The organism is Solemya velum gill symbiont (assembly GCF_002020255.1).
Classification (GTDB): domain Bacteria; phylum Pseudomonadota; class Gammaproteobacteria; order Chromatiales; family Chromatiaceae.
This window is the reverse complement of record NZ_MPQG01000005.1, coordinates 83990-110219: the sequence shown is the minus strand read 5'-3', so window position 1 is coordinate 110219 and position 26230 is coordinate 83990. Positions and strand designations below refer to the sequence as shown.

Annotated in this window: 22 protein-coding genes; 10 read left to right on the top strand and 12 right to left on the bottom strand. The window is 51.2% G+C overall.

Features of this window, described 5'->3' with window-relative positions; all coding sequences use genetic code 11:
* Position 1: 1 nt before the first annotated feature.
* The 3 genes from BOW06_RS05760 to BOW06_RS05750 are packed head-to-tail and all read right to left on the bottom strand — an operon-like array spanning position 2 to position 2786.
* Positions 2-754 carry a hypothetical protein gene (locus BOW06_RS05760; protein ID WP_043115596.1) on the bottom strand — a complete coding sequence of 251 codons (753 nt, stop codon included), beginning with the start codon at positions 752-754 and terminating at the stop codon, positions 2-4.
* The gene (locus tag BOW06_RS05755) at positions 739-1566 is read right to left on the bottom strand and encodes a ferritin-like domain-containing protein (RefSeq protein WP_052131970.1); all 828 of its coding nucleotides are present in this window, start codon (positions 1564-1566) and stop codon (positions 739-741) included. The genes BOW06_RS05760 and BOW06_RS05755 overlap by 16 nt, the downstream gene beginning before the upstream one ends.
* On the bottom strand, positions 1563-2786 hold the full coding sequence (locus BOW06_RS05750) for a glycerate kinase type-2 family protein (RefSeq protein WP_078453427.1): 1224 nt from the start codon (positions 2784-2786) through the stop codon (positions 1563-1565). Before BOW06_RS05750 ends, BOW06_RS05755 begins: the two co-directional genes overlap by 4 nt.
* Positions 2787-2931: 145 nt before the next feature.
* On the opposite strand from BOW06_RS05750, the gene BOW06_RS05745 reads away from it, so the two are divergent.
* Positions 2932-3891, top strand: a complete 960-nt coding sequence (locus tag BOW06_RS05745) for a hypothetical protein (protein ID WP_052131969.1) — start codon at positions 2932-2934, stop codon at positions 3889-3891.
* Complete coding sequence (locus BOW06_RS05740; protein ID WP_043115593.1) at positions 3891-5534, top strand: hypothetical protein; 1644 nt, start codon at positions 3891-3893, stop codon at positions 5532-5534. The genes BOW06_RS05745 and BOW06_RS05740 overlap by 1 nt, the downstream gene beginning before the upstream one ends.
* A gap of 88 nt (positions 5535-5622) precedes the next feature.
* On the opposite strand, the gene parC is transcribed toward BOW06_RS05740, so the two are convergent.
* The gene (parC, locus tag BOW06_RS05735) at positions 5623-7869 is read right to left on the bottom strand and encodes a DNA topoisomerase IV subunit A (RefSeq protein WP_078454498.1); all 2247 of its coding nucleotides are present in this window, start codon (positions 7867-7869) and stop codon (positions 5623-5625) included.
* Between the two features lie 193 nt (positions 7870-8062).
* Here parC and BOW06_RS05730 point away from each other — a divergent pair, with 193 nt between their 5' ends.
* The 5 genes from BOW06_RS05730 to acs all read left to right on the top strand — a co-directional run bounded on the left by BOW06_RS05730 (position 8063) and on the right by acs (position 14970).
* Entirely contained in the window at positions 8063-8320 is a 258-nt protein-coding gene (locus BOW06_RS05730; RefSeq protein WP_043115589.1) for a DUF4212 domain-containing protein, read from the top strand.
* A 13-nt stretch (positions 8321-8333) separates the two neighbouring features.
* On the top strand, positions 8334-10136 hold the full coding sequence (locus BOW06_RS05725; RefSeq protein ID WP_078453423.1) for a sodium:solute symporter family protein: 1803 nt from the start codon (positions 8334-8336) through the stop codon (positions 10134-10136).
* 149 nt (positions 10137-10285) lie between these two features.
* Complete coding sequence (locus BOW06_RS05720) at positions 10286-12145, top strand: putative nucleotidyltransferase substrate binding domain-containing protein (RefSeq protein ID WP_078454497.1); 1860 nt, start codon at positions 10286-10288, stop codon at positions 12143-12145.
* Positions 12145-12840, top strand: coding sequence for an exonuclease domain-containing protein (locus tag BOW06_RS05715; RefSeq protein WP_078453974.1), 696 nt, complete (start codon positions 12145-12147; stop codon positions 12838-12840). The genes BOW06_RS05720 and BOW06_RS05715 overlap by 1 nt, the downstream gene beginning before the upstream one ends.
* 183 nt (positions 12841-13023) lie before the next feature.
* On the top strand, positions 13024-14970 hold the full coding sequence (gene acs, locus BOW06_RS05710; protein WP_043115585.1) for an acetate--CoA ligase: 1947 nt from the start codon (positions 13024-13026) through the stop codon (positions 14968-14970).
* 159 nt (positions 14971-15129) lie between these two features.
* Here acs and amrS read toward each other — a convergent pair whose 3' ends face one another.
* Positions 15130-16227 (bottom strand): AmmeMemoRadiSam system radical SAM enzyme, encoded by a 1098-nt coding sequence (gene amrS / locus BOW06_RS05705; protein WP_043115583.1) that lies wholly within the window; start codon positions 16225-16227, stop codon positions 15130-15132.
* A 99-nt stretch (positions 16228-16326) separates the two neighbouring features.
* Between amrS and amrB the strand changes: the two genes are divergently transcribed.
* Both amrB and amrA read left to right on the top strand, forming a co-directional pair.
* Positions 16327-17133, top strand: a complete 807-nt coding sequence (gene amrB / locus BOW06_RS05700) for an AmmeMemoRadiSam system protein B (protein WP_043115581.1) — start codon at positions 16327-16329, stop codon at positions 17131-17133.
* Entirely contained in the window at positions 17111-17701 is a 591-nt protein-coding gene (gene amrA / locus BOW06_RS05695; protein ID WP_230209660.1) for an AmmeMemoRadiSam system protein A, read from the top strand. Before amrB ends, amrA begins: the two co-directional genes overlap by 23 nt.
* 176 nt (positions 17702-17877) lie before the next feature.
* Here amrA and rfbB read toward each other — a convergent pair whose 3' ends face one another.
* From rfbB to rfbA, 6 genes are read right to left on the bottom strand one after another with little or no spacing between them, the layout of a single operon-like run.
* Complete coding sequence (gene rfbB, locus BOW06_RS05690; RefSeq protein WP_043115579.1) at positions 17878-18939, bottom strand: dTDP-glucose 4,6-dehydratase; 1062 nt, start codon at positions 18937-18939, stop codon at positions 17878-17880.
* Entirely contained in the window at positions 18939-19985 is a 1047-nt protein-coding gene (locus BOW06_RS05685) for an NAD-dependent epimerase/dehydratase family protein (RefSeq protein ID WP_078454500.1), read from the bottom strand. Before BOW06_RS05685 ends, rfbB begins: the two co-directional genes overlap by 1 nt.
* Positions 19986-19987: 2 nt before the next feature.
* The gene (tviB, locus tag BOW06_RS05680) at positions 19988-21262 is read right to left on the bottom strand and encodes a Vi polysaccharide biosynthesis UDP-N-acetylglucosamine C-6 dehydrogenase TviB (RefSeq protein ID WP_043115578.1); all 1275 of its coding nucleotides are present in this window, start codon (positions 21260-21262) and stop codon (positions 19988-19990) included.
* Positions 21263-21282: 20 nt separating this feature from the next.
* Complete coding sequence (gene rfbD / locus BOW06_RS05675; RefSeq protein ID WP_078453417.1) at positions 21283-22203, bottom strand: dTDP-4-dehydrorhamnose reductase; 921 nt, start codon at positions 22201-22203, stop codon at positions 21283-21285.
* Positions 22200-22760 (bottom strand): dTDP-4-dehydrorhamnose 3,5-epimerase, encoded by a 561-nt coding sequence (gene rfbC, locus BOW06_RS05670; protein WP_078454496.1) that lies wholly within the window; start codon positions 22758-22760, stop codon positions 22200-22202. The genes rfbD and rfbC overlap by 4 nt, the downstream gene beginning before the upstream one ends.
* Before the next feature lie 11 nt (positions 22761-22771).
* Complete coding sequence (gene rfbA, locus BOW06_RS05665) at positions 22772-23638, bottom strand: glucose-1-phosphate thymidylyltransferase RfbA (RefSeq protein ID WP_043115574.1); 867 nt, start codon at positions 23636-23638, stop codon at positions 22772-22774.
* An 86-nt stretch (positions 23639-23724) separates the two neighbouring features.
* Here rfbA and BOW06_RS05660 point away from each other — a divergent pair, with 86 nt between their 5' ends.
* Positions 23725-24804, top strand: coding sequence for an MraY family glycosyltransferase (locus BOW06_RS05660; RefSeq protein WP_078453415.1), 1080 nt, complete (start codon positions 23725-23727; stop codon positions 24802-24804).
* Here BOW06_RS05660 and BOW06_RS05655 read toward each other — a convergent pair.
* Positions 24796-26208, bottom strand: a complete 1413-nt coding sequence (locus tag BOW06_RS05655; protein ID WP_143557081.1) for an O-antigen ligase family protein — start codon at positions 26206-26208, stop codon at positions 24796-24798. The genes BOW06_RS05660 and BOW06_RS05655 overlap by 9 nt on opposite strands.
* Positions 26209-26230: the final 22 nt, after the last annotated feature.

Below are 26230 nucleotides of genomic sequence, written 5' to 3'. Positions count from 1 at the left end.
TTCACCTCAGTGGGCCTAACTGTTCCGGCGTAATAATTTTTGCATCCTCTGGCAATTTGAAAAGTGACACCGGAACCAGTTCCTTATCGGAAAAATCGACCAGCTGTTCCGACTCTCCTTTCTGCTGACTCTGCATCATCAAGCCTTTGCCATACCTGAAGTCAGTCTCTTTTACATGAATCGCAATGTCACATGAGGAAACAAATTCCGGAGGTGTATTAGCTAACGTAACCGCATGCTGTTTCGCCAGCGTTGCATACAGCTGGTTCAGTGCCGTGCGGGCCAGTTGTAATTGTTCACCACCTGTTGTGGTGATCTCAAGGCACTGTTCGCCATTGGCAAACAGGTGTCGTTTGACAAGTTGCAGTCCCGACTTGTCATCAGACTCAATCGTTTCCCTGGTTTCAATATGAATATTTTCACCGATATCTGTCTCAGCATCAGGCGTAGGCTTGATCATCAGTACCGTTGGCCCCTCGAGATCAACGTTATAAAGTGTGCTGGTATCAAGCTCATACAAAGTGTAACTGCCTACAGGTTCACCACCGGCTACCGGCTCATCGAGGCGCATCATGTTTTCTGCGACCAGAATGCGGGAAAACCATGGTGCTGTACCCGCCTCATCGACACGGTAGACAAGCATCTGTACCTGAACCTGTTCAACGGATGCAGGAGTCTGCTGTTTACTTTCTGTCTCAGCGAAACCTGCCGGGGCAGCCATCAACAGGAGAATGGATATCAGTTTCTTGTACATAGTTCCTGCAATTGCTCCAGTTCATTGTCGGAAAAGCCGGCCTGCTTGCGTGTTTCCCAATGCAGCGGGCAGCGAATATCAGATGCCAGGTAAGTTTGAACCAGGTCGAGCCAGGTTTGTTCCGCATCAATACCACGCTCTTTGCACAGGAAACTGAACCAGCGGGATCCCGCCTCGACGTGCCCGATCTCCTCGCTGAGGATGATCTTGAGTATTTCAGCAGTCTCAAGGTCACCGATCTTGCGGAAGCGTTTGATCATGTCTGGCGTCACATCCAGGCCGCGTGCCTCCATCATACGCGGCACCATGGCCATGCGGTGTACCAGGTCATGTGCTGTTCGCATCGCAATTTCCCATAAACCATTGTGCGCGACGAAATCACCATAATCATAATCCATTTTATTCAATTTATTACGTAATAGATTGAAATGCTTGGATTCTTCATGTGCTACACGGAGCCAGTCGCCATAGTATTCCACAGGCATTCCGGGATATCTGTAGACAGCATCAAGCGCCAGATTGATGGCGTTAAATTCGATGTGTGTGACCGCGTGAATCAGTGCAGCCTGCCCTTCCTGCGTTCCAAGGCCACGGCGCGGCAATGCGCGCGGATGTACCAGCTCGGGTTTTAACGGACGCCCGGGCTCGGTCACATCCGTGCGCACAGCATCGCTGTCGCTCTCGATTTTCAGCAGGTTGTTATTCCAGTCACTATACAACCGGTCTGCAAGTTCACATTTGCGTTGTGGCTCCGCTTCCATCAGGGCTGCGCGTGCCCGCACGAAAAGATTGGTCGAGTCAGACATCGTCATAGTGGCTGCTTGCAGGCGATAACCAGGTCCATCACGTTGGTACCTGTTGCCCCCGTATGAACCAGTGCACCCAACTCGTCAAAATAACTGTTGCTGTCTGCGCGAACCAATGCATCATTGGCATTGAGCCCAAGTGAACGTCCATTCTCGATTGTCTGTGTATCCACAATCGCACCTGCATCCTGGCTGGCCCCATCGATGCCGTCAGTCGAGGCAGCCAGCACCCTGATATCCTCACTGGCGCCATCAATTCTTTTTGCCAGGGTTAACGCCAGGTGCTGGTTGCGCCCACCCCTGCCCGGATTTTCAGGCAGGTTCATGGTGGTTTCGCCACCCCACAGGTGAATTCCGGGATCGGCCTGTAACAGGAACGAGCCAATTTCCCCACCACGTACCACGGCATCGCCCTGCAACAGGCCATGCCTCATCACCGGCAAACCAAGAGGGAGAAGCGATTGTTCAGCCGCATCGAGCGCTATTGTGTTGGATGCAATCAATTGTTGTGAAATTGCAGGTCGCTGCGGAGAGTCACTACCGGTTTGAAGTAGTGTTTCTACCCAGGACGGTAGTGAAAGTGCCATGATTTTCGTCGATAGCTCTTGATCATCAGTCATCAGTCCCGATCCGATGCTGCCCAAGTCATCCCCGGGCACGTCAGAAATCAGCATCACCTGCGCATCATGATGCGGAAGAAAATCGAGCAGGCCACCACCCTTGATGGCAGAAAGCCGTTTACGAATGGCATTCATCTGCAAGATATCGAAACCACTTGCAAGCAGCCATTCATTCACTCGCTGCAGGTCATCGAAACCGACGCCATCACGCAGCCGTTCAACCATTGCCGATGATCCACCTGATATCAATACAAGGATGCGATTGTGTTTGCAGCTGGTGGTCAGAAACTCAACAAGACGTTTGCCTGCATCAAGACTCCCCTGATCAGGAACAGGGTGTGCGCCAAAACAGAACTCCGGGTCGCCGGGTACCGAACGGGCATACTCACGCCCGGTGATCACCAGTGCCGCATTAATTTGATCACCCAGCGCTTGCCATGCGCCCTCGTAGAGACCGCAAGCAGCCTTGCCGATTGCAATCACACTAACCGGTTTGCCATTATCCCATTCGCTAACGGCCCTGCTGGTAACAGCAACTGGGTCTACAGCCCGCAATGCAGCAGAAAACGCTTCCAGCAAATCGGATTTTAAACATTTGTCAGACATTATTTACGACTTCCTCAGTCTCCGGGATGGCAACATTTCAATTAAAAAGAGTGGGCCGATTGACAAGAACCTTTGACAAGCACGAGCCTACATAAGAAACTATTGCACATTCAATTGATAGTTCCCGGGGATTCCACCATTGGAAATGATTAAATTCAGGCGACGCTACTGTAAAAATATACTTGTCCAGATGGTTATTTTCGGCCTTCTGGCAGTCATTATAGCCTTCTGGCAGTCGCAAACAATTAAATCACTCTACTTCGACACCGGGGAGGCATTACAACTCGGCCTGGTGATCAATGGACTGATCCTCTTCCTGTTTCTCGCAGGTCTGGTAAAAATTGTCATGCTGCTGCTCGCCTACTCTCGCGAGGAAGAGGCAATCGAGCAGTTTCTGGAAAATATGAGCCAGGATCCGGAGAACCCGCTGGAGGAAGTCGGCAGCAAGTCACTCATCGCCCAACGCTTCATGGTGATGCAGCACCTCTACGAGAGCCGCACGCCGATTAACCTGGGCACCATGACTTCGACCCTGCTGGCCAACGAGAGCAACAAGATCGGACTGCCGCGTTTTATCAATAACGTTCTTATTCTGACCGGTGTATTCGGTACCATCGTGGCGCTTTCAATCGCCTTGATTGGTGCATCCGATATGCTGCAGACGGCGGTCGAATCAGGCGGCATGGGCATGGTTATCCACGGCATGTCTACCGCACTCTCCACAACCATGACCGCGATCGCCTGCTACTTTTTCTTCGGTTATTTCTACTTCAAGACCACCGATGTGCAGACCAATCTTGTCTCTGCCATCGAGGAAGTGACCAACGTCCATCTCACACCTAAGTTCCAGGTCACAAATGAAAACGTGATTTACGAAATGACCGGGCTGTTGCGTATGCTGCAACAACTGGTCAAGAAGATGGATCATTCGCAGTTACAGTTCAGCAAAATGGAAAACACCATGGCGCATGCAATCGGACGCTTCAACGACCAGACAGAAGCCATGCCTGCTGAAATCGATGAACTGAAAGCTATCCTGCGCGAGGGCTTCCGCCTCGAAGACCACAGTAATAAAACAGTTCTTACAGCGGATGACCTAGAGTAATGCCAGCCAACGATAATCACATCGATCTGCGCCTGAATCGCGGCCAGACCGATCATAACGAGAGCTTCTGGCCATCATTTACAGACATCATGACTGTTATCGTCATGATCTTCCTGTTAGCAATGGTCGTCCTGCTGGTGAAAAACACCGAGCTGGTGACGCAACTGCGTGAGACTCTAGCCTCGGAGCGTGCGGCCTCGTCAATGGCAATCCAGGTCAGCCAGGAAAAGAAAACTCTAAACAAGATTCTCGAAGAGAAGCAGACACAGATCTCCCTGCTTGAGGGTAGTGTTACTGAATTCACCGAGAGAGATAAGCAGCGCCTTGCCGCTATTGCCCAACTCAAGACCAAGGAAAATAACCAGCGGGTTGCCATCGAGAAACTTCAGACGAGGGAGAGTCAGCAGCTTGCCACGATCCAGCAACTCGAAAACAAGGGAGTTCAACAACAGGCTGCCATTGAGCAACTCAAGAGCAGGGAAACTCAACAGCTGGCCACCATTGAGCAGCTAAAGAAACTGGAGAGTGAACAACTCGCAGTCATTGAGCAGCTCAAAAAGAAGGAAAGCGAACAACTGGCAGCGATCGAGCAGCTGAGAAGTAGCGAAAGTTCACAGTTGTCCACGATCGAGCAACTCAAAAACAGGGAAAGCGAGCGCCTTAGTATTATCAGTCAACTTCAAGAACGTGAAAAAAGCCTTTCCGCCAACAAAGAGGAGCTCTCTGCAAATCTTGAAGCAACTCAACAGATGCTCAGCGAAAGAGATACTGAACTTCAGAAGCAGCGTGATCTCGTCACGTCCATGCAACAGGAGTACGACGCGTTGCTGACAGAGAAGGACCAACTCGTTGCAGACCTGCAGGGCCTCGACAGCAAATCCAGAAATGAAGTAAAAATACTTGGCGAAGAACTTGCAAGAAAGATTGCTCTCATCACAACACTGGAACAGACACGTGATGAACAGCAGGTCTCGATCGAGAGCATGCGCGAGCAACTGGAAACACAGCGAGAGCTGACCAGTGAAGCACAGGCTGCATTCAAGGCATCGGAACTTGCCAACAGCGAAAAAGCGAACGAGATTGCTGCGCTGCGCAGCAGGCAGGAAGAGCTTGATCAGCAGAGTGCCAACCTCAATACGCAGATTGCCGAACTACTGGCATCACTCGACCTGACAAAAAACAACCTGACGGAAAAGAACGAAGCACTCTCTTCCAACCAGGCACAGCTGCAGACCCTGCAACTGGCACTGGATGAGAAAACAGCCGAACTCGAAACGGCCGTCTCCAATATCAAGGCATCACAACAGCACTACACCAGCCTTGAAACCGAGTTCAACGACCTGAAAGTTGAATATGACAAACTCTTCAGGCCTGCACGCACCAAGGAAAGCAAGTACATCGTCAAGACAGTTCACTTGCCGGACAACAGTTTTGAAGTCACAGTTCCCGGTCATTCACCGCGTGTTCTCAGCCTTGCGGATACTGATGCGTTATTGGCCAAGATTGCCGAGGAGCACTGTTCAGACCTCTATGTCCATATTATCTTCCCCAAGAGCGACACCATCTCGCACGCAGAGGCATGGCGTTTGACCAGCCAGTTGCACAAACACGATTATTATTACAGTAACAGGAATTGTGAGTAGTCGATAAAACGTCATCCCGGGCTTGACCCGGGGCCCATCCAGAACAGCGCATGCATTCATGGATGCCTGCTCAAGGCTGGCATGACGTTTAGAGAATCACCTCAACAGCATCAATCTTCTGAAAACCTCTCGGCAACTTACTGCCACGACGTCCTCTCTCACCTGAATAAGCATCCAGGTCTGCTTGTTTCAGGTTAATGTGACGCTTGCCTGAAATCGCCTTCAACTGTCCGCCAGGCGGCACACAGGCAATGGCAACGACAAACTCTTCGCGCGCCTCTGACTTCTTGCCCGGTATTGAGATAATCTTGTTGCCCTTGCCACGACTCATCGCCGGCAACTCGGTTACAGGGAATACCAGCATGTGCCCGTCATTGGTAATAGCAACAAGCCTGTCCTCATCCGAGTGAATCAGTGCCGGTTGCATCGCAACCGAATTCTTCGGTAGTTTCAGCACAGCCTTGCCTGCTTTCTTATTGGCATGCAGATCCTTCAACTGTACCCGGTAACCGTATCCTGCATCTGATGCCATCAGGTACCAGACCTCGGGGGCTCCGCCAATCACGGCAACAAAGGAGGCACCCGCTGGTGGTGACAGGCGCCCGGTCAGAGGTTCACCCTGCCCTCTTGCTGATGGCAAACTGTGTGCCATGAGAGAGTAACTACGCCCGGTTGAATCGAGAAATACAGCCTGTTGATTGGTTCGCATTCGTTCGCTGGAGAGGTAATGGTCTCCCGCCTTGTAGTTAAGAGTTGACGCATCAATCTCATGCCCCTTGGCAGCGCGTACCCAACCCTTCCCGGATAGTACAACCGTAATCTGTTCGCTTGGTGTCAGCGCGTTCTCATCAAGTGCTTCGGATGCTTCACGTGTAACGATCTGTGAGCGCCGGTCATCACCGAACTCCTCGGCATCTGCTTCCAGCTCTTTGCGAATCAGGGTTTTCATACGTGCCTTGGAGCCGAGTGTTTTTTCAAGCTTGTCGCGCTCCTTGGCAAGCTCTTCCTGCTCTCCGCGAATCTTCATCTCTTCGAGTCGCGCAAGTTGACGCAGGCGCGTATCAAGAATGTAATCAGCCTGTAACTCGCTCAGTTCGAAACGCGCCATCAGCACTTTCTTCGGCTCATCCTCGGTACGAATGATATGAATCACCTCATCGAGATTGAGGAAAGCGACCAGCAGGCCATCAAGCAGATGCAGTCTGCTATTGACCTTATCAAGACGATGCTCAAGACGGCGGCGTACTGTTTCAAAACGAAATTTCAGCCACTCTTTCAGCAGCGTAAGCAGATTCTTGACCTGCGGCCGCCCATTGATACCAATGACATTCATGTTGACGCGATAGCTGCGCTCAAGATCAGTGGTTGCAAACAGGTGCGACATCATGCGCTCGATATCGATTCGATTGGAGCGTGGAACGATCACCAGGCGCGTCGGGTTTTCATGATCCGACTCGTCACGCAGGTCTTCGATCCAGGGCATTTTCTTCGCCCGCATCTGGTGTGCAATCTGCTCCATCACCTTGGAGCCGGAAACCTGGTAAGGCAGTGCATGCACAACGACCTCGCCCTGCTCATGCTCCCAGGTGGCACGCATGCGGACGCTGCCGTTGCCACTCTCATAAATCTTCTGAAGCTCTTCTCGAGTCGAAATAATTTCGGCTTCGGTCGGGAAATCCGGCCCCTGCACATCCTCCATCAGCTCGCTAACAGTCGATTTAGGTGACTCAATCAGACGAATGCAGGCAGCCACGACTTCACGCAGATTATGTGGGGGAATATCTGTCGCCATACCGACCGCGATACCACTTCCGCCATTGAGCAGGATATTGGGTACACGCGCAGGGAGTACCACCGGCTCTTCGAGAGTACCGTCGAAATTGGGCTGCCAGTCGACTGTTCCCTGCCCCAGTTCAGACAAAAGCGCCTTGGCATATGGCGCCAGGCGTGCCTCCGTGTAGCGCATCGCTGCAAATGACTTGGGGTCGTCTGCAGAGCCCCAGTTCCCCTGGCCGTCAACAAGTGGATAGCGATAGGAAAAACCCTGCGCCATCAATACCATAGCCTCGTAACAGGCGCTGTCACCGTGGGGATGGAACTTACCCAGCACATCACCGATGGTACGTGCCGATTTTTTGAATTTCGCGGTTGCAGAGAGTCCTAGTTCAGACATTGCGTAGGCAATGCGTCTCTGCACTGGTTTGAGACCATCACCGATGTTTGGCAGTGCACGATCAAGGATGACGTACATAGAGTAATCAAGGTACGCTTTTTCAGTAAATTGGCCTAGTGGCTGGGTTTCCAGCCCTTCTTGGTTGTAATTAAGATTTTCCATATTCCTGTCAGATTTTATGGTGCAATGAACAAAATGTCCTGTTAAGCTTATCATGCTCCCCGGGTCAATAATGGGGGGGGGATGAAGAAAGGAGCTTACTACAGCCACCAGGTTTACCTGCGTGGGTGTTTTTGTACACGGAAGTCTTTAACTAATAATTAATGTCCATAAACTTAGAGAGGAGAGCACCCAAATGAGTGAAACCTCAGCGTCAGACTACTGGTCAGCGAACAAGCGCCTTATCGCGTTTTGTCTCACTGTCTGGTTCGTCGTCTCTTATCTGTTCGGCATTGTCCTGGTAGAACCACTGAACGCTATTAGCCTCGGCGGTTACAAACTGGGATTCTGGTTCGCACAGCAGGGATCTATTTACACCTTCGTAGTTTTGATCTTCTTTTATGCTTCACGCATGAATGCGCTTGATCGTAAACATGACGTTCACGAAGATTAACAGGGGGAAATAAATGGATCTGCAAACTTTAACCTATGCTGTCGTTGGAGCAACATTCCTGCTCTATATCGGCATCGCAATCTGGGCACGTGCTGCCACCACCGGCGAATTCTACGTCGCTGGTAAAGGCATCCACCCGGTTGCAAACGGTATGGCTACCGCTGCTGACTGGATGTCAGCTGCATCTTTCATCTCGATGGCTGGCCTGATTGCCTTCAATGGCTACGGCGCATCAGTCTTCCTGATGGGATGGACCGGCGGTTACGTACTCCTGGCAATGCTTCTTGCACCTTACCTGCGTAAGTTCGGCAAGTTCACCGTTCCGGAGTTCATCGGCGACCGTTACTACTCAAAAGCTGCCCGTATTGTGGCTGTTCTGTGTCTGATCATCGCATCGATTACTTACGTAATCGGCCAGATGAAAGGCATCGGTGTTGCGTTCTCACGCTTCCTCCAGACTGACTACGACACTGGTCTCTACATTGGTATGGCTATCGTATTTGTTTACGCGGTACTCGGTGGTATGAAAGGTATTACATATACCCAGATTGCCCAGTACGTCGTACTCATCTTCGCATACACCATCCCTGCAGTATTTATTTCACTGCAGCTGACTGGCCAACCGTTCCCACAGATCGGTCTTGGTAGCGCCATGGGAGACGGCTCCGGCACCTATATGCTGGATCGCCTTGACCAGGTTGTAACCGACCTCGGCTTCAAGGAGTACACGACACAGACAATCGGCAGCAAGCTGAACATGTTCGCGTACACCTTCTCGCTGATGATTGGTACTGCTGGCCTGCCACACGTCATCATCCGCTTCTTCACTGTACCTAAAGTACGTGACGCACGTAGTTCAGCCGGTTGGGCGCTGGTCTTCATCGCGATTCTTTACACCACTGCTCCTGCTGTTGGCGCAATGGCTCGTCTGAATCTGATGAACACTATCCAGACTGGTGAAGTCGGTTCTGCTGAAGGCAACCTCGCGTACGAGAATGCTCCACAGTGGTTCAAGAACTGGGAAAAAACCGGTCTTCTGAAGTTCGAAGACAAGAACGGTGACGGTCGTATCCAGTACTACAATGAGAAGAACGAAGATATGGCAGCGAAAGCCGCAAGTTATGGCTGGGCTGGAAGCGAGATGACCAAGGTTGACCGTGACATCATGGTACTGGCTAATCCGGAAATCGCGAAACTGCCTAACTGGGTAATCGCAATCGTTGTTGCCGGTGGTCTTGCCGCTGCACTCTCGACTGCGGCTGGTCTGTTGCTTGCAATTGCATCCTCTATTTCGCACGACCTGTTGAAGGGCATTTTTGCTCCGAACATCTCGGAAGGCGCGGAACTGATGGCATCGCGTATCGCGATGGCAGGTGCAATCTTCGCGGCTGGTTACCTTGGACTGCATCCGCCAGATTTTGCGGCTGGTACCGTGGCAATCGCCTTCGGTCTGGCAGCAGCATCTATCTTCCCGGCACTGATGATGGGTATCTTCTCCAAGAAGGTAAACAACACAGGTGCAATCCTGGGTATGCTGGCAGGTATCAGCGTTACAATGTTCTACGTGTTCCAGCACAAGGGCATCGCGTTCGTCCCGAATACTGCTCACCTGATTGGTGGTGCAGGCTCAGAAGGCTTCACAGCCAACTGGTTCTTCGGTATTTCACCCAATGCATTCGGTTCAGTTGGCGCGCTCGTCAACTTTGCCGTTGCACTGACTGTCTCCAGCGTCACCAAGGCGCCGCCGGAGCATATTCAGCACATGGTTGAAGATGTTCGTGTACCTAAAGGTGCAGACGCTGCAGTTGATCACTAATCGATAATTCGTTATCGAATATGATCAGAAAGCCCCGCTTATGCGGGGCTTTTTTATTGCACTGCGAAAAAACTGATTTCAATCACCCTAAACGGCCGTTTTTTATGTAAAAATAGAGCATATTCAATCACCATTACAGGAACCACTTCGTGGAAGTTGAACTGCTCGAAATTCGTGACTTTGTCGCCTCTCACCCTCCTTTTGATGCACTTCCGGGAGAGGCCCTGAATGAACTGACGCCGACTCTCTCAATTCGCTACATCAGGCGCGGAAAAGAATTTCCACCCAGCGATGCTTCCCCTACTCCTCTCGTCTACCTGGTTCGTCGTGGTGCCATTTCCCTGTTCGATGATGGCAACAAGCTGCTGACAAAACTTGGCGAGGGAGACCTGTACGGAGACCATTGCGTTGTCACCCAGGAAAGTGTTGATCATGGTGAAGCGACTGAAGACACCCTCTTCTACCTGGTGCCGTGCGAAACCATGAGTACCCTGCAAAAGAAATTTCCTGACTTCGCACGCTTCTTTGAGCCTGAAAGCCGTGACAGACTCAAGCTGGCTTTGGAAAGGATCTCAAAAGACCCCAATGGCCAGTCGCTTGCAAACCTGAAAGTCAGAGACCTGGTAAAGCGAGACCCAATTTGCATCAAGAGCGACAAAACTGTTTATGAAGCTGCAAAGTACATGAGTGAGGTAAAAGTCTCCTCGTTGCTGATCAGTGATGACGATAATAACCTTGCCGGTATTCTTACTGACAGGGATATCCGTTCACGCCTGGTCGCTAAAGGCAAACCTCTGGAGACTCCCGTTAGCGAAATAATGACAAGCGGTATCCTGACTATAAATGGAGACTCTTCCGCATTTGACGCACTCATGATGATGACCCAGGAAGGAATTCATCACTTGCCGGTAACAGGAGATGATGGACTGCTTGGCATGCTGACAACCACAGACCTTGTACGACAGGAGAGTTCCAACACGGTCTACCTGGCAGGTAAGGTGCGTAAGGCAAAAACACTCGATGACATGATCGAGGCGAGCCTGCGTGTACCTGAACTCCAGCTGCATCTGGTCAATGCAGGCGGTACTGCCCAGCATGTTGGCAATGCAGTCACGGTTGTGACAGACGCCTTCACCAAGCGGCTGATTAAACGCGCCGAGGAGAAATTTGGACCCCCACCCGTTCCTTATGCATGGATTGCAGCAGGCTCTCAGGCCCGTTATGAACAATCAGCTCATTCCGATCAGGATAATGGAATGATTATCAGTGACGATATGAAACCGGGTGATGATGAGTATTTCCGCGAAGTCGCGAAGTACGTCAATGCCGGCCTCGACAAATGCGGCTATATATTCTGTCCCGGTGATGTCATGGCGTCCAACGAAAAGTGGCGCCAACCAAAATCAGTGTGGATGGAGTATTTCCATGACTGGATCTGGGAGCCGGAACCGATGGCACTGATGCTGGCGAGTATCTTTTTTGACATGCGCGTGGTTCACGGTGATGCCAGCCTGTTTGAAGATATCCAGTCGAAGATGCTGGAAGAGAGTCAGCAAAACAAGCTCTTTCTTGCCTACATGGCGAAAAATGCACTCTCACATCGTCCGCCGCTTGGTTTTTTCCGTAATTTTGTGCTGGTACATGACGGTGAACACGACAACACGCTGGACCTCAAGCACAGCGGTATTGTGCCGGTCACTGATCTTGCCCGCCTTTTCGTGCTTGCTGAAGGCTTACCGGAATCCAATACCATTGCTCGACTCGAAGCAGTGGCCGGAACACCTTCCCTGTCAGCCGGTGCATCAGCAGATTTAGTTGATGCCTACGAATTCATCAGTACGCTCAGGGTGCAGCACCAGGCACGCCAGATACGTAATGGTGAAAAACCGGATAACTATGTTCCACCGGAGGAATTCTCAAAGCTTGAACGAGAACACCTCAAAGATGCATTTCGCGTGATCCACAAGATTCAGGAGAGTGTCTCCAATCGCTATGGCAGGCTCGGTTAATGTTCTCGCTTTTCTCACCGAGCGTTGAGCAGCAGCGTCTTAACCAATTAAAAAAGCTGCCGGATGGCCCTGTGCGTGATTACCTTGAAACGCCCTTTCCGGATCTCAAGGGAAGCATTTTCTCAACCCCGATCGTTTCTCTCGATTTCGAAACCACCGGACTTGATCCGAAGAAAGATCACCTGTTGAGTGCTGGCTACGTGGAGATGTACAACGAAGAGATTTTTCTCGGAACCGCAGTTCACAGCCTGGTTCAAACGAAACAGGATTTGCCTGAAGAGAGCGTCGTCATTCATGGCATCACTGATGACATTATGGCTGAAGGCTCCAAGGTACAAACGATTGTCGAAGAGATGCTGCAGGCATTCAAAGGAAAAATTATTCTCGCTCACCATGCTGCGATCGAGCGCAACTTCCTGACACAGGCATGCAAGAATCTCTACGGTCATGCGCCGGTATTGCCGATGATTGACACACTTGAACTGGCTCGCCAGTGGTTCGATCGTCGCCAGATGCATTTCAGCCCGAATGAATTGCGTCTTTATGCACTCAGAGAGCGACATCATCTGCCCAGGTACCAGGCACATAACGCACTGGTTGATGCGCTTGCCACGGCAGAATTATTACTCGCAATCATTGAATATATGGGTAATGCACACAAGTTGCCGCTTAAACGTTTTATCAATAAAAGATGAGTGATTTATTATTAGGGAATACCCTAATATTATACTGCGATGCGACATAAAGTCTTTGACACGAAAGGCGTATTCGCGCATATTTAATGCACTGCAATAATTCGTATTTTCAATGTTGTTAAAAAAACAGCATGGAGATACGCTTACGCATACAAAAAACAGAGCCTATCAGAGAAGAAATCAATGTCAGAAGTGAAGACCTATCCTGTACCGGAAGCGTTTGCAGCCCAAGCTAATGTCACTGCAGAGCAGTACGAAGCTATGTACAAACAGTCCATCGAGGACCCATCAGCATTCTGGGGCGAGCAGGCTGAAAAATACCTTACCTGGTTCAAAAAGTGGGACACGGTCACTGACTGGTCTTTCGATCAGGATGACCTGCATATTAACTGGTTCAAGGGTGGCACTCTGAATGTCTCCTACAACTGTCTCGACCGTCACCTGGAAACCCGTGGTGACCAGGTTGCCATCATCTGGGAAGGCGACGATCCGAATGAAGACAGAAAAATCACCTACCGTGAACTGCACGAAGAGGTGTGTAAATTTGCCAACGTGCTGAAAGAGCGTGGCGTCGGTAAGGGCGATCGTGTATCACTCTACCTGCCGATGATTCCTGAAGCTGCAGTTGCCATGCTTGCCTGTACCCGAATCGGCGCAATGCACTCAATTGTTTTCGGCGGCTTCTCACCTGATGCGCTCGCCAGCCGTATTAATGACTCTGACTGTAAAGTTGTCATCACTTCAGACCAGTCAATGCGCGGCGGAAAGAAAGTTCCTCTGAAAGCCAATGCTGACAAGGCGATCGCAGACTGCCCTGGAGTTCATACCTGTATTGTTGTTCAGCGCGGCGGTGACCCGGTTGAATGGGACAACGAACGCGACGTCTGGTATCACGAGGCTGTTGGTGCAGCTTCTGCAGAGTGTGAAGCAGAAGAGATGGAAGCGGATGATCCGCTCTTCATCCTCTACACTTCCGGTTCAACAGGTACTCCAAAAGGTGTACTGCACACCACTGGCGGCTACCTGCTGCAGGCAGCAATGACTCACAAGACAGTCTTCGATTATAAGGATGGTGAAGTCTACTGGTGTACAGCTGACGTTGGCTGGGTAACAGGCCACACTTATATCGTCTATGGTCCGCTGGCCAATGGTGCCACCACCCTGATGTTCGAAGGTATTCCAACCTACCCTGATATCTCGCGTTTCTGGCAGGTAGTAGACAAGCACAATGTTGCCTCTTTCTACACTGCACCGACAGCAATTCGTTCACTGATGGGTGCTGGTGATGAGCCTGTCAAGAAGACCAGCCGCAAGAGCCTGCGCCTGCTCGGAACTGTTGGTGAGCCAATCAATCCGGAAGCATGGGAGTGGTATCACAATGTCGTCGGCGATGAGCGCTGCCCTATCGTCGACACCTGGTGGCAGACAGAGACTGGTGCACACATGCTGACACCTCTGCCTGGTGCAACTCCGCTGAAGCCCGGCTCTGCAACCAATCCTTTCTTTGGTGTCGCCCCGGTACTGCTGGACGACCAGGGTAATGAAATCGAAGGCAACCCTGCTGAAGGCAACCTCGCCATCAAGCAGCCATGGCCTTCAATGATGCGTACCGTCTACGGCGACCACAAGCGCTTCTTCGAAACCTACTTTGCGATGTTCAAGGGCTATTACTTCACTGGTGACGGTGCACGTCGCGATGAAGATGGCTACTACTGGATCACTGGTCGTGTTGATGACGTTCTTAACGTCTCAGGTCACCGCCTGGGTACTGCTGAAATCGAATCTGCCCTGGTTCTGCACGATGATATTGCCGAGGCCGCTGTTGTCGGTTATCCGCATGACCTGACCGGTCAGGGCATCTACGCTTATGTCACTCCAATGGGCGGTGTTGAACCGACTGATGAGCTCAAGACAGAGCTGGTCAAGCTGGTTCGTGGTGAAATCGGCCCGATCGCCAAGGTCAACATCATTCAGTGGGCACCAGGTTTGCCAAAGACCCGCTCAGGCAAGATCATGCGCCGAATCCTGCGCAAGATCGCAGCCAACGAGATTGATGGTCTGGGTGATACTTCAACCCTCGCCGATCCGGCTGTTGTTGATGACCTGATAGCAAATCGCGAAAACAAGTAAGATCGCGACATGCTGAATAAGAAGGCGGGGTTCTACCCCGCCTTTTTATTTGAGTGAATTCAAAGATGGCTTGACCGCATAACCAAATCGCCCCGGGGACGGGCCTCCTACATGATATGGCGCAGTTGTGGGAGCCCCGCCCTCGGGGCGATTGATCAATCAGGCATGATCCGAAAGACGCACAGGCAGTCGCCGTGAACCCCAGTCGCCGGGCTGATCATCAAACACTCCTGCAATCTTGAATCCGCACTTGTGGCAGGCGCCATCTTCAAGCCCCCACTTGCCCAATTCGTAGACATCACGCTCGATCAGCAACTCACCGCACTCAGGACACCAGGTACTTCCGCCATTGCTGTCATGCACATTGCCTGTGTAGGCGTATTGCACACCGTTTTCCATTGCAATATGACGTGCATTGGTCAATGCCGAAGCCGGAGTTGAGGGAACGTCCATCATTTTCCACGATGGATGAAATGCAGTGAAGTGCATAGGCGCATCTGGCCCAAGGTTCTCGACCACCCAGCGGGTCATCTTGTCGATTTCCTCATCTGAATCGTTATGACCCGGAATCAGCAAGGTAGTCAGCTCCATCCACACGTCTGTTTCATGGTGTACATAGAGCAAGGTATCCAGCACCGGCTGTAAATGGCCGCCACAAATGCGATGGTAGAAATCGTCAGTGAAGGCCTTGAGGTCAATATTGGCTGCATCCATCGCGGCAAAAAACTCACGCCGTGGTTCAGGGTGGACGTAACCTGCAGTGACGGCAATATTTTTGATCCCCTTCTCACGGCATGCTTCTGCCGTGTCTACTGCATATTCGTGAAAAATCAGCGGATCATTGTAGGTATAGGCGAGACTCTTGCAACCAAGGTTCACAGCAGCTTCTGCCAACTGCTGTGGTGAAGCAGCATCGGCAAGGGTATCCATCTCGCGTGACTTGCTCATATCCCAGTTCTGGCAGAATTTGCATGACAGGTTACAGCCAGCAGTTCCGAATGAGAGTACGGCTGAACCGGGGTAATAGTGATTCAACGGCTTTTTCTCGACCGGGTCGACACAGAAGCCGCTAGAGCGTCCGTAGCTGTAGAGAACAACCTCGCCGTGCTCACAACCACGCACAAAGCACAGACCTCTCTGACCCTCACGAAGCCTGCATTCACGCGGGCACAGGTCGCACTGTACATGCTCATCATCGATTCGATGCCAGTACTTCGTCGACACAACACCCGTGTTTAAATTTGAAACTTTCTCCATTCCATTTCTCTCTGTTGTCCTATATTAAATATAGGGGCATGTAGATGATTTCGATAGGTCATACTGGAATTGTGTCAAATGCATCCCCAAGTAGAGCATATGAACAGAGATACAGAATCCATGCAGTGCCGTCCACCGGCAGTCGCAGGAGCCTTTTACCCGGGAGACCCGCTTGCGCTTTCAGCGATGGTGAGTGAACTCCTGGCTGCTGCCAAACCGATGAGCCTGCCGCATCAGCCAAAAGCCATGGTTGCACCCCATGCAGGCTACATCTACTCAGGTGGTGTCGCAGCCCATGGTTACAGGAGCTTACAACCCTATGCTGATGAGATTCGCCGCGTCATCCTGCTCGGACCCAACCATCGTGTACCACTTGCAGGCATTGCTGCACCGGATGTCAGCTGTTTCCGTACACCGCTGGGTGATATTGAGATAGACCAGGAAATGATTAGCCAGCTTGCCGACAAGGGCCTGCTGCAGATCAACTCGCTACCGCATCACCAGGAGCATTGCCTCGAAACCCAGCTCCCTTTTTTACAAAAGCTGTTGAGCAACTGGCAACTGGTACCCCTGGTCGTCGGAGAGACAGCAGCAGATGATGTCGCTGCCCTTCTCGAGGAAGTGATTCACGAACCCGGAAATATTGTCATTGTCAGCAGCGACCTGAGCCATTTCCATGAATATCACGAGGCACAACGCATCGACAACCACACCAGCGAACTGATCGAAACCCTGCAACCAGTTATTCATCCTCAACAGGCATGTGGTGCTTTTCCACTCAACGGACTGCTGCAACTGGCAGGCAGGATGGGACTGAGAGTTATCACACTCGACAGAAAAAACTCCGGTGACACCGCCGGTGGCAAAGACCAGGTGGTGGGATATGCCAGTTATGCATTCGTTTGAACTCACATCGGACGATAAATCACAACTGCTGGTGCTGGCTCGCCAGAGCATCAACCATTACCTGTCTGAAGATCGACCACTACAGGTTGATGCCACGGACTACAGTGCCAACCTGCAGCAATTGGCAGCAAGCTTTGTCACTCTGCACCTGCATGAGCAACTGCGCGGTTGTATCGGCGCTTTGGAGGCATACCAACCACTAGTAACAGACGTTGTTGAGCATGCCAGGGGAGCAGCCTTTCAGGATCCCCGTTTCAACCCGATCAGCAAAACCGAAACAAATGATCTTGAAATCGAGATTTCAGTTCTGACACCTTCGCAGCAGATAGAGTTTCAACAATACGAGCAACTGCTTGAAGAGATCAGACCGGGCACTGATGGATTAATTATTCAGCAGGGTTTTCAAAAGGCAACATTCCTGCCCAGTGTTTGGGAGCAGCTGCCAGATCCCAGGCAATTTCTGCATCATCTGATGCAAAAAGCGGGGATTCTTTCGCCCGTTGACGGTGAGTTGCAGGCGTGGCGGTATGAGACGCTTAAGTTTTCCGAGAAAGAGTTATCGGTTTAACAACACATCGCCCCAAGACATGCATCCCACACCAGAATAGCAAGAACTCTCCGTTAGTGGCGCCAGTGCGCGCTTTCAAAAATAAAACCGACGCGAAGCGTCACAATAGATCAGATCCCGGGTGAAGCCCGGGATGACGAAATTAGAATTCTGGATGACAAGATGAAAATCCGAAATCAGGCCTGACCCAGACGCTCACGCTGGTAACTGCCATCCTGCACTTGCCGACACCAGTCACTGTTATCCAGATACCAGTGAACCGTCTTCTCCAGACCGGTTTCGAAAGTCTCTTCGGGAACCCAGCCAAGCTCGCGATCGATCTTGCCCGCATCAATTGCATAGCGCAGATCGTGACCCGGTCGATCAGTAACATGTGTGATCAACTCCCTGTAGCTGCTGATGTCACCTGGGTGTTGAGGACGCAGTTCATCCAACAGGTCACAGATGGTATGAACCACCTCGAGATTGGTTTTCTCGTTGTGCCCGCCAATATTGTAGGTCTCCCCCACTTCGCCGCGTGTCGCAACCTGGTAGAGTGCACGTGCATGATCTTCGACATGTAGCCAGTCGCGTACCTGTTCACCTTTACCATAGACTGGCAGTGGCTTACCCTCAAGGGCGTTGAGAATCATCAGCGGAATCAGTTTTTCCGGGAACTGGCAAGGACCATAATTGTTGGAACAGTTACTGACCACAACAGGCAGTCCATAGGTACGATGCCATGCACGTACCAGATGATCAGATGACGCCTTGGATGCGGAGTAAGGCGAACTCGGATCATAGGATGTCTCTTCGGTAAAAAGAGCATCAGTCGAATCCAGGTCGCCATAGACCTCATCGGTGGAGACGTGGTGAAAACGAAACGCCTGTTGCTTTTCAGAAGAAAGAGACTTCCACCAGTTGCGTGCCGCTTCGAGTAAAACCGAGGTGCCGACGATATTGGTCTGGATGAAATCGGCCGGACCATCAATTGATCGATCAACATGCGACTCTGCAGCCAGGTGCATAACCACGTCCGGCTGGAAATCACTGAACAATTGTTCGACCAGGTCAGCATCGGCGATATCACCCTGCACAAAACGATAACGCGGGTTAGATTCGACACTTTTCAATGACTGCAGGTTACCTGCATAGGTAAGCTTGTCGAGGTTGAGCACCTCGTGAGAGGTCTCTGCGAGCAGGTAACGGATCACAGCCGAGCCGATAAAACCTGCACCCCCTGTAATAATAAACTTCATCAGTCTGAATCAGCCCCGCTCTGTTCATGCCTGTTTTTGTACCACTGCATCGCCTCTTCAAGACCTTCGCCAATACGGTGTGTCGGCTGGTAGCCCAGCAGATCGCTTGCCTTGCCGGTATCGGCCAATGAGTGGAGTACATCGCCCGCCCTGAAATCGCGGTATTCGAGTTTTTCCGCAGTATAAACACCCAGCCCTTCGAGTGCTTCTCTAATCAGGCGATAGAGATCGTTAAGGCTTGTACGATCACCTACTGCAACATTGTAGACCTGGTTTGTTGCTTCGGAATTGTCCGTAGTCGCTGCCAACAGGTTGGCCTGAACAGCGTTGTCGATATAGCAGAAATCACGACTGGTTGATCCATCACCATTGATAAAAACAGTCTCATCGTCAAGCAATGCTGCGGTCCATTTCGGAATGACTGCCGCATATGCGCCGTTGGGAACCTGGCGGCGGCCGAAGATATTGAAATAGCGCAGGCCGATACTTCTGAAACCGTAACTTTTGTTAAAGACGTCAGCATAGAGCTCATTGACCAACTTGGTCACTGCATAAGGTGAGAGCGGGCTGCCGATCTTCTCTTCCACCTTTGGCAGATCCGGATGATCACCGTAGGTTGAACTGGAAGCGGCATAGACAAAACGTTTCACTTCAGCATCCCGGGCTGCGACTAGCATGTGAAGAAAACCATCGATATTGTTCTGGTTTGTTGTAACCGGATCCTCAAGACTTCTCGGCACAGAACCTAACGCAGCCTGGTGCAGAACATAATCGACTCCATTACAAGCCTGGTGACAGGTTGCGATATCGCGAATATCGCCCTCGATCATACGAAATGCAGACCACTGCTCCGGTGGAACGCTCGCCTTCACCTCGTCCAGGTTATGCTGAAAACCGGTAGAGAAGTTATCCAGTCCGACGACCTGCTGGTTAAGCTTCAGCAGCGTCTCAAGCAGGTTGGAACCGATAAAGCCGGCAACACCTGTTACCAGCCAGGTGCGCGGCTCACTCTGCAATTCATTTTTCAGATTTTCATAGTCAGACATGATCATAATCTCAAGTCCGACTCATCGGCTGAAAAGAGATACTTAAGATCGTAAAGCACATGCTCCGGCTTGCCAAGTTGTCGAACTTTGTCGATGCCCATCTCCACAAATTGGTGATGTCCCACAGCAAGGATAATTGCATCGTAAGTGGCGATATCGGGTTCAACAACAGGCGTAATACCGTACTCATTTTGCGCCTCCTGCACATCAACCCAGGGATCATACACATCGACTTCACACTCGTACTCGGCGAGTTCAGCGACGAGATCAACCACACGGGTATTTCGCAGGTCAGGACAATTTTCTTTGAAGGTAAGACCCATCACCAACACCCGGGCACCTGTGACCTGGATACGGCGCTTCATCATTGTCTTGACCAGCTGGGTAACAACATGACTTCCCATGCTGTCATTGAGGCGGCGCCCGGCAAGAATGATCTCCGGGTGATAGCCAATTGCCTGCGCCTTGTGCGTCAGGTAATAGGGATCAACACCGATACAGTGCCCACCGACTAGCCCTGGGCGAAACGGAAGAAAATTCCACTTGCTTCCAGCTGCTTCCAGAACTGCCTGCGTATCTATACCCATTCTGTTGAAGATAATCGCCAGCTCGTTGATCAACGCAATATTGAGATCCCTCTGCGTATTCTCAATCACCTTGGCGGCCTCGGCAACCATAATCGTGTCGGCTTTGTGGGTACCTGCTGTAATGATCTCGCCGTAGAGTGCATCGACGAGTTCAGCAATCTCCGGTGTCGATCCTGCTGTCACTTTTTTTATCGTGGCAAGTCGGTGTTCCTTGTCACCCGGGTTGATTCGCTCGGGAGAGTAGCCGGCAAAGAAATCCTGATTGAATTTCAGCCCCGAGCAAGACTCGAGTACAGGCACGCAAACTTCCTCGGTCGCACCCGGGTATACTGTCGATTCGTAGATGACGATGTCACCTTTATTCAGCACACTTCCAACAGTCTCGCTAGATTTAACAAGCGGGGTGAGATCTGGCTGATTGTACTCATCGATTGGCGTGGGCACTGTTACAATAAAGCAGTCACAATCACGCAGCTCTTCGACATCGGTTGTGAAACTGAGATGTTTTGCCTCTTGCAACTCGTCACTGCTGGTTTCCAACGTGCTGTCAGTCCCTACAACAAGTTCATCAATACGTTGCTGATTGATATCAAACCCGACCACAGGCCGCGACCTGCCAAACTCGACTGCGAGCGGCAAACCAACATAGCCGAGGCCGATAACGGCAATTTTTCTTTCCGACTGATCCATATTTATTACTGCCTTATATTTTAATTCTGTTTTTCGTCCATGCAGAGCTCAAGCGCTCTTTTCCAGTCCGGAAGAGCAAGTCCGAAACGCTGTTCAAGTCGCCTGCAGTCAAGTCGGGAATTTGCTGGACGAGCTGCCTGTACCGGGTACTCTGAGCTGTTGATTGCTTCCAGTTCAGCAAGTTGTACATTAGCCCCTTCACGTGCAGAAATTATAGCGCGGATGGCGGATGCGAACCCGAACCATGATGTCTCTCCGCTTGATGCCAGGTGCAGCAGTTCCGACTGAAACTCATCTCGACTCTTCTGTTGAAGCGATTGCTGTACAGCGATTGCGGTTGTTTCCGCAATCAATCGAGCCCAGGTAGGTGCACCGACCTGGTCATCGACAATGTTTAATTTATTGTGTTCACGAATAAGGCGTGCCATTGTCAGAAGAAAATTCTGACCGCGCGAAGCATAGACCCATGATGTTCTGAATACCAGGTGATCCGAACTGCTCGCAGTGATCGCCAAGTCAGCCTCCAGCTTTGATTTTCCATACAGGTTAATTGGATCAGGCTGGTCAGTCTCGGTCCAGGCATCCTGCTTGCTGCCATTAAACACATAGTCTGTTGAGTAGTGAACCAGCAAGGCGCCTGACCTGCTAGCCTCCTCTGCCATGATTACAGGCGCAGTCGCATTGACCTGCATCACCAGCTCTGCTTCATCTTCTGCCTTGTCGACAGCAGTGTATGCAGCAGCGTTGACGATAACAGCAGGATTGATGTCACGAATCACGGTACGAACCTGATCACTATCAGCAAGATTCATCTGCTGCTGACCCAGGGCGATCACAGAACCTAACGGCATCAGGGTGCGCTGTAATTCCCAACCAACCTGCCCATCCTTGCCGGTAACAAGTATCACCGGCTTCTCCGGTTTGCTGCTGCTTTTATTCACGCGTAGTACTCCGCATCAGCAAATGGGATACCCGCGCGATCCTTGTCAGACAAGAGGGGTTTCGAAAGAGATGGAATCCGACCCAGCGGCCAGTCAATCGCCAGCTGTTTGTCGTCCCATTGAATACAGCGCTCATGCTCCGGAGCGTAATAGTCGTCAGTTTTGTAGAGAAAATCTGCAGACTCAGACAACACCATGAAACCGTGTGCAAAACCTGAAGGCATCCAGAACATTTTCTTGTTTTCTGCAGAGAGAACTTCAGCTGCCCATTGCCCAAACGTTGGCGATGATTTTCTCAGATCAACCGCAACATCAAATACCTCGCCACTCACCACGCACACCAGTTTCCCCTGCGGTTGCCGGAGCTGGTAATGCAGGCCTCGTAGAACACCCTGTTGCGAACGTGAATGGTTGTCCTGAACAAATTGACCATCAAACCCTGTCAGTTCAGTGAAAATTTTGTGGTTAAAGCTCTCGAAAAAGAAGCCCCGGTCATCACCATACAGAGTGGGCTCGATCACGAAGGCATCCTGAAGTTTTGTCGGTACCAGTTTCATGATGCCACCTGCTAAGTAAGAAGGCTCAGAAGGTATTCGCCGTACCCATTTTTTCTTAGCGGATGCGCCAGCTGTTCCAACTGCTCATTGCTGATATATCCCCTGCTCCATGCAACTTCCTCGGGACAGGCGATCTTGAGGCCCTGTCGACGTTCAATTGTCTCTATAAATTGTGAAGCCTCAAGCAGCGATTCGTGGGTGCCGGTATCGAGCCATGCGTAACCGCGTGTCATCACCGAGACTTCGAGCTCACCAGCGTCGAGGTAGCTCTGATTAATATCGGTGATCTCCAGCTCTCCACGTGACGATGGTGTCAACCCGGCGGCGATATCGACAACCTGGTTATCATAGAAATAGAGCCCGGTAACTGCATACCTCGACTTAGGTTGCGACGGTTTCTCTTCAAGGCTGACCACCCTGCCATCTTCATCAAACTCCACCACACCATAACGTTCGGGATCCTTTACCCTGTATGCAAATACAGTCGCACCCTGCTGTTTTTCTGCGGCCGCCTCCAGAACCTCGGGAAAGCCATGTCCGTAGAAGAGATTATCGCCCAGCACAAGCGCACAGGAAGAATCACCGATAAAGTCACGAGCAATTATAAAGGCCTGGGCCAGGCCATCAGGTGACTCCTGTACAGCATAGGAGAGATTCAGTCCCCACTGGGAACCATCTCCGAGCAGCTGTTCAAAACGGGGGGTATCCTGCGGTGTAGAGATAATCAGGATTTCGCGGATACCGGCAAACATCAGAGTCGTCAGCGGATAGTAAATCATCGGCTTGTCGTAGACGGGAAGCAATTGCTTGGAGACCGCCTGGGTTACCGGGTAAAGACGGCTGCCACTGCCACCAGCAAGAATGATACCTTTCAACAATCAACTCCTTATTCCAGAATGCGTACCTATCTTACCAGAGAGATGTGTTGGAATGCGTCCAGTAATGGTGGACAGGCTAAGGCAATATGATAGTATCTTTCCTGCAATTTTTTGCCATTTACACGATGCCTTATACTGACAACTCACTCTTCTACGCCCTGCCAGTCGCCTTTTTCATTACGGCACTGCTAATTCCGACACTGGCTCCACTTGCAATGCGAATTGGCCTGACCGATGCACCTTGTAATCGCAGGCTCCACGCCAGTGAGACACCGCTTGTCGGCGGTATCACCATCTTCATCGGCTTGATGTTTGCAATCCTGATACTGGACACTTCGCTGTCCGGTTACCGCGCACTCTTTGCCGGTAGCGCCTTGCTGCTGCTGGTTGGAGTACTGGATGACTTTCACGAACTCTCTGCCAGATTTCGTTTTTTCTACCAGGTGTTGGCTGCACTGCTCATGACGCAGTGGGGTGGTATAGCAATCACTGATCTCGGCTCCCTGCTCGGCACCGAGTCACTGCCACTAGGTATCTGGTCGGTTCCCTTTACCGTGTTCTGCGTCGTTGGTGTCATCAATGCTGTCAACATGATCGATGGTATGGATGGTCTTTCAGGCAGTATTATGCTGCTCACCGCACTACTGCTGGCCCTGCTGGCCTTCAGTGTGAACCAAATCGACTCGGCAAGCATACTGTCTCTTTTTGCCGCCTCGTGCGCTGCATTCCTCGTTTTTAACCTGCGGACACACTTAAGAAAACGGATCCATGTCTTCCTTGGTGATGCAGGCAGCATGATGGGGGGATATATCCTCTGCTGGTTTCTGATCGATCTCGGACAAGAGCCTGCACAAGCCTACGCGCCTGTCACCGCACTCTGGTTATTTGCCATACCGATCATTGACACCGTCGCCACCATGATCGGTCGTGTAATGCGTAAGAAATCTCCCTTCTCAGCTGACAGAACCCACCTTCATCACCTGCTTCTGTCGAGTGGGCTCAGTGTAACAACAACACTGCTTGTTATATTGGTTGCTATTGTGTTGCTGGCATCTGTTGGCATACTCGCTGAAAATCATGCAATACCAGAGTGGATCATGACAGTGGCGTTTCTGACCATCTCGTTTATCTACTTGTCAGTTTCAAACAAGCACAAATTAGACTGAGGCAACATGTGAATGCGAATGTCTTGATGGCAGGTAACAGGCAACAAGCCCGGCACCAAGCATGACGTGAAACCAGGCTGCATTTGCCGGTATATGAAAATTAAAATCGAACAGTGCATGAACCAGGAAAGAAAAGATAGCACTCAACGCGGCAAACAGAACGCCACGTACGAGCGGATCGCGCCTGGCAGTGAAACTGCTGAAAAGGTGCCTCAGTAACAGCATCATGGCACCGCCAAGCAATAGGGCGCCCACAATGCCCTGGTTAACCAGCAGTTCCAGGTAGTCATTGTGTGCATACTTATACCAGGCTGATGAAGACTCGACAGTTTCGTAAACGGGAAACAGCCATTGGAATCCCCCTTCACCGATTCCAAAAACCGGATAGTCAGACACCATTTCAAGCGTAGTCTGCCAGATAATCAGGCGCTCCTCTGATTCAGCCTGAAAAAGCAGAAAACGCTCCATCAACCTGCCCGCTCCCATAAAGAGAGCAGCTCCCAGCGACAGCAAGAGTGCCACGGGTAACATCGCCGCCTCTCTCGACTGCCAACCGTGGCGATAGATGCCGAAAGCAATCACCAGCAAGAGCGAAAAAAACAGCGACAGACTCGCACCACGGGAATTACTCAGGTAAAGCGCACCGAACATGGTGACAAGTGCAACGATAAGCACCGCCCTGGGACTGAGTACGACTGAAAGCCAGCGGATTAATATACCGCGCATGCCCTTGCCTTCACGTAGCAGGTTCATCGAAGTGAGCAACAACCCCAGTGTCACACTGATTGATATCGAAAGAAGTGCGCCGAAATGGTTGGGATTGGGATAAGTACCATGCGCCCGACTAGTTCCACCCGTCTCTACCCAAAGTAGAGTTAAACCATTACCGTAATACCCTGCAATACCCAGCAATGCCTCGCCAAGCCCGACGCACAACAGAAGAATCATCAAGGTGCGCAGCCGCTTGCGACTATCAACCAATATCAAGGTCATCACCAGCATCAACAGATAGGCCGTGTTTTTCAAGATCCCTGCAAGAGAAGAACCCGGGTCCATCGATATCGGATGCCAGCCTGTCCCGATCACCGGCTCAGCCGAAGCAATCAGCGCCGCAGTTGACGGGCTGAAAAACTCAAGCATTGCAAGTGGCAGAGGGACCAGCTGCAACCATTGGTAGAGAATCCATGCACCAAGTAGCAGCAGGGGTATTTTCAGGCGAATCAGCGCCTCTGGCAGTGATAATTTTCTGGTCAATATGTAGACAAGCCATACTCCGGCAAGCAGACATATGGCGACTTCAAAAAGCGACCAGGCCCATACACGATTGCTGCCGAGCGGAATCGGCAACCATGCAATCAGGAACAGGTAGAGAATGAATAGCGGCCGGGGGGCATCCCGCCTCAATCTGTCACTATGTTTCTTGTGT

Coding starts and splice junctions, on each gene's coding strand:
- BOW06_RS05760 (WP_043115596.1), bottom strand. CDS start 754: ATGTACAAGAAACTGATATCCATTCTCCTGTTGATGGCTGCCCCGGCA.
- BOW06_RS05755 (WP_052131970.1), bottom strand. CDS start 1,566: ATGACGATGTCTGACTCGACCAATCTTTTCGTGCGGGCACGCGCAGCC.
- BOW06_RS05750 (WP_078453427.1), bottom strand. CDS start 2,786: ATGTCTGACAAATGTTTAAAATCCGATTTGCTGGAAGCGTTTTCTGCT.
- BOW06_RS05745 (WP_052131969.1), top strand. CDS start 2,932: ATGATTAAATTCAGGCGACGCTACTGTAAAAATATACTTGTCCAGATG.
- BOW06_RS05740 (WP_043115593.1), top strand. CDS start 3,891: ATGCCAGCCAACGATAATCACATCGATCTGCGCCTGAATCGCGGCCAG.
- parC (WP_078454498.1), bottom strand. CDS start 7,869: ATGGAAAATCTTAATTACAACCAAGAAGGGCTGGAAACCCAGCCACTA.
- BOW06_RS05730 (WP_043115589.1), top strand. CDS start 8,063: ATGAGTGAAACCTCAGCGTCAGACTACTGGTCAGCGAACAAGCGCCTT.
- BOW06_RS05725 (WP_078453423.1), top strand. CDS start 8,334: ATGGATCTGCAAACTTTAACCTATGCTGTCGTTGGAGCAACATTCCTG.
- BOW06_RS05715 (WP_078453974.1), top strand. CDS start 12,145: ATGTTCTCGCTTTTCTCACCGAGCGTTGAGCAGCAGCGTCTTAACCAA.
- acs (WP_043115585.1), top strand. CDS start 13,024: ATGTCAGAAGTGAAGACCTATCCTGTACCGGAAGCGTTTGCAGCCCAA.
- amrS (WP_043115583.1), bottom strand. CDS start 16,227: ATGGAGAAAGTTTCAAATTTAAACACGGGTGTTGTGTCGACGAAGTAC.
- amrB (WP_043115581.1), top strand. CDS start 16,327: ATGAACAGAGATACAGAATCCATGCAGTGCCGTCCACCGGCAGTCGCA.
- amrA (WP_230209660.1), top strand. CDS start 17,111: ATGCCAGTTATGCATTCGTTTGAACTCACATCGGACGATAAATCACAA.
- rfbB (WP_043115579.1), bottom strand. CDS start 18,939: ATGAAGTTTATTATTACAGGGGGTGCAGGTTTTATCGGCTCGGCTGTG.
- BOW06_RS05685 (WP_078454500.1), bottom strand. CDS start 19,985: ATGTCTGACTATGAAAATCTGAAAAATGAATTGCAGAGTGAGCCGCGC.
- tviB (WP_043115578.1), bottom strand. CDS start 21,262: ATGGATCAGTCGGAAAGAAAAATTGCCGTTATCGGCCTCGGCTATGTT.
- rfbC (WP_078454496.1), bottom strand. CDS start 22,760: ATGAAACTGGTACCGACAAAACTTCAGGATGCCTTCGTGATCGAGCCC.
- BOW06_RS05660 (WP_078453415.1), top strand. CDS start 23,725: ATGATAGTATCTTTCCTGCAATTTTTTGCCATTTACACGATGCCTTAT.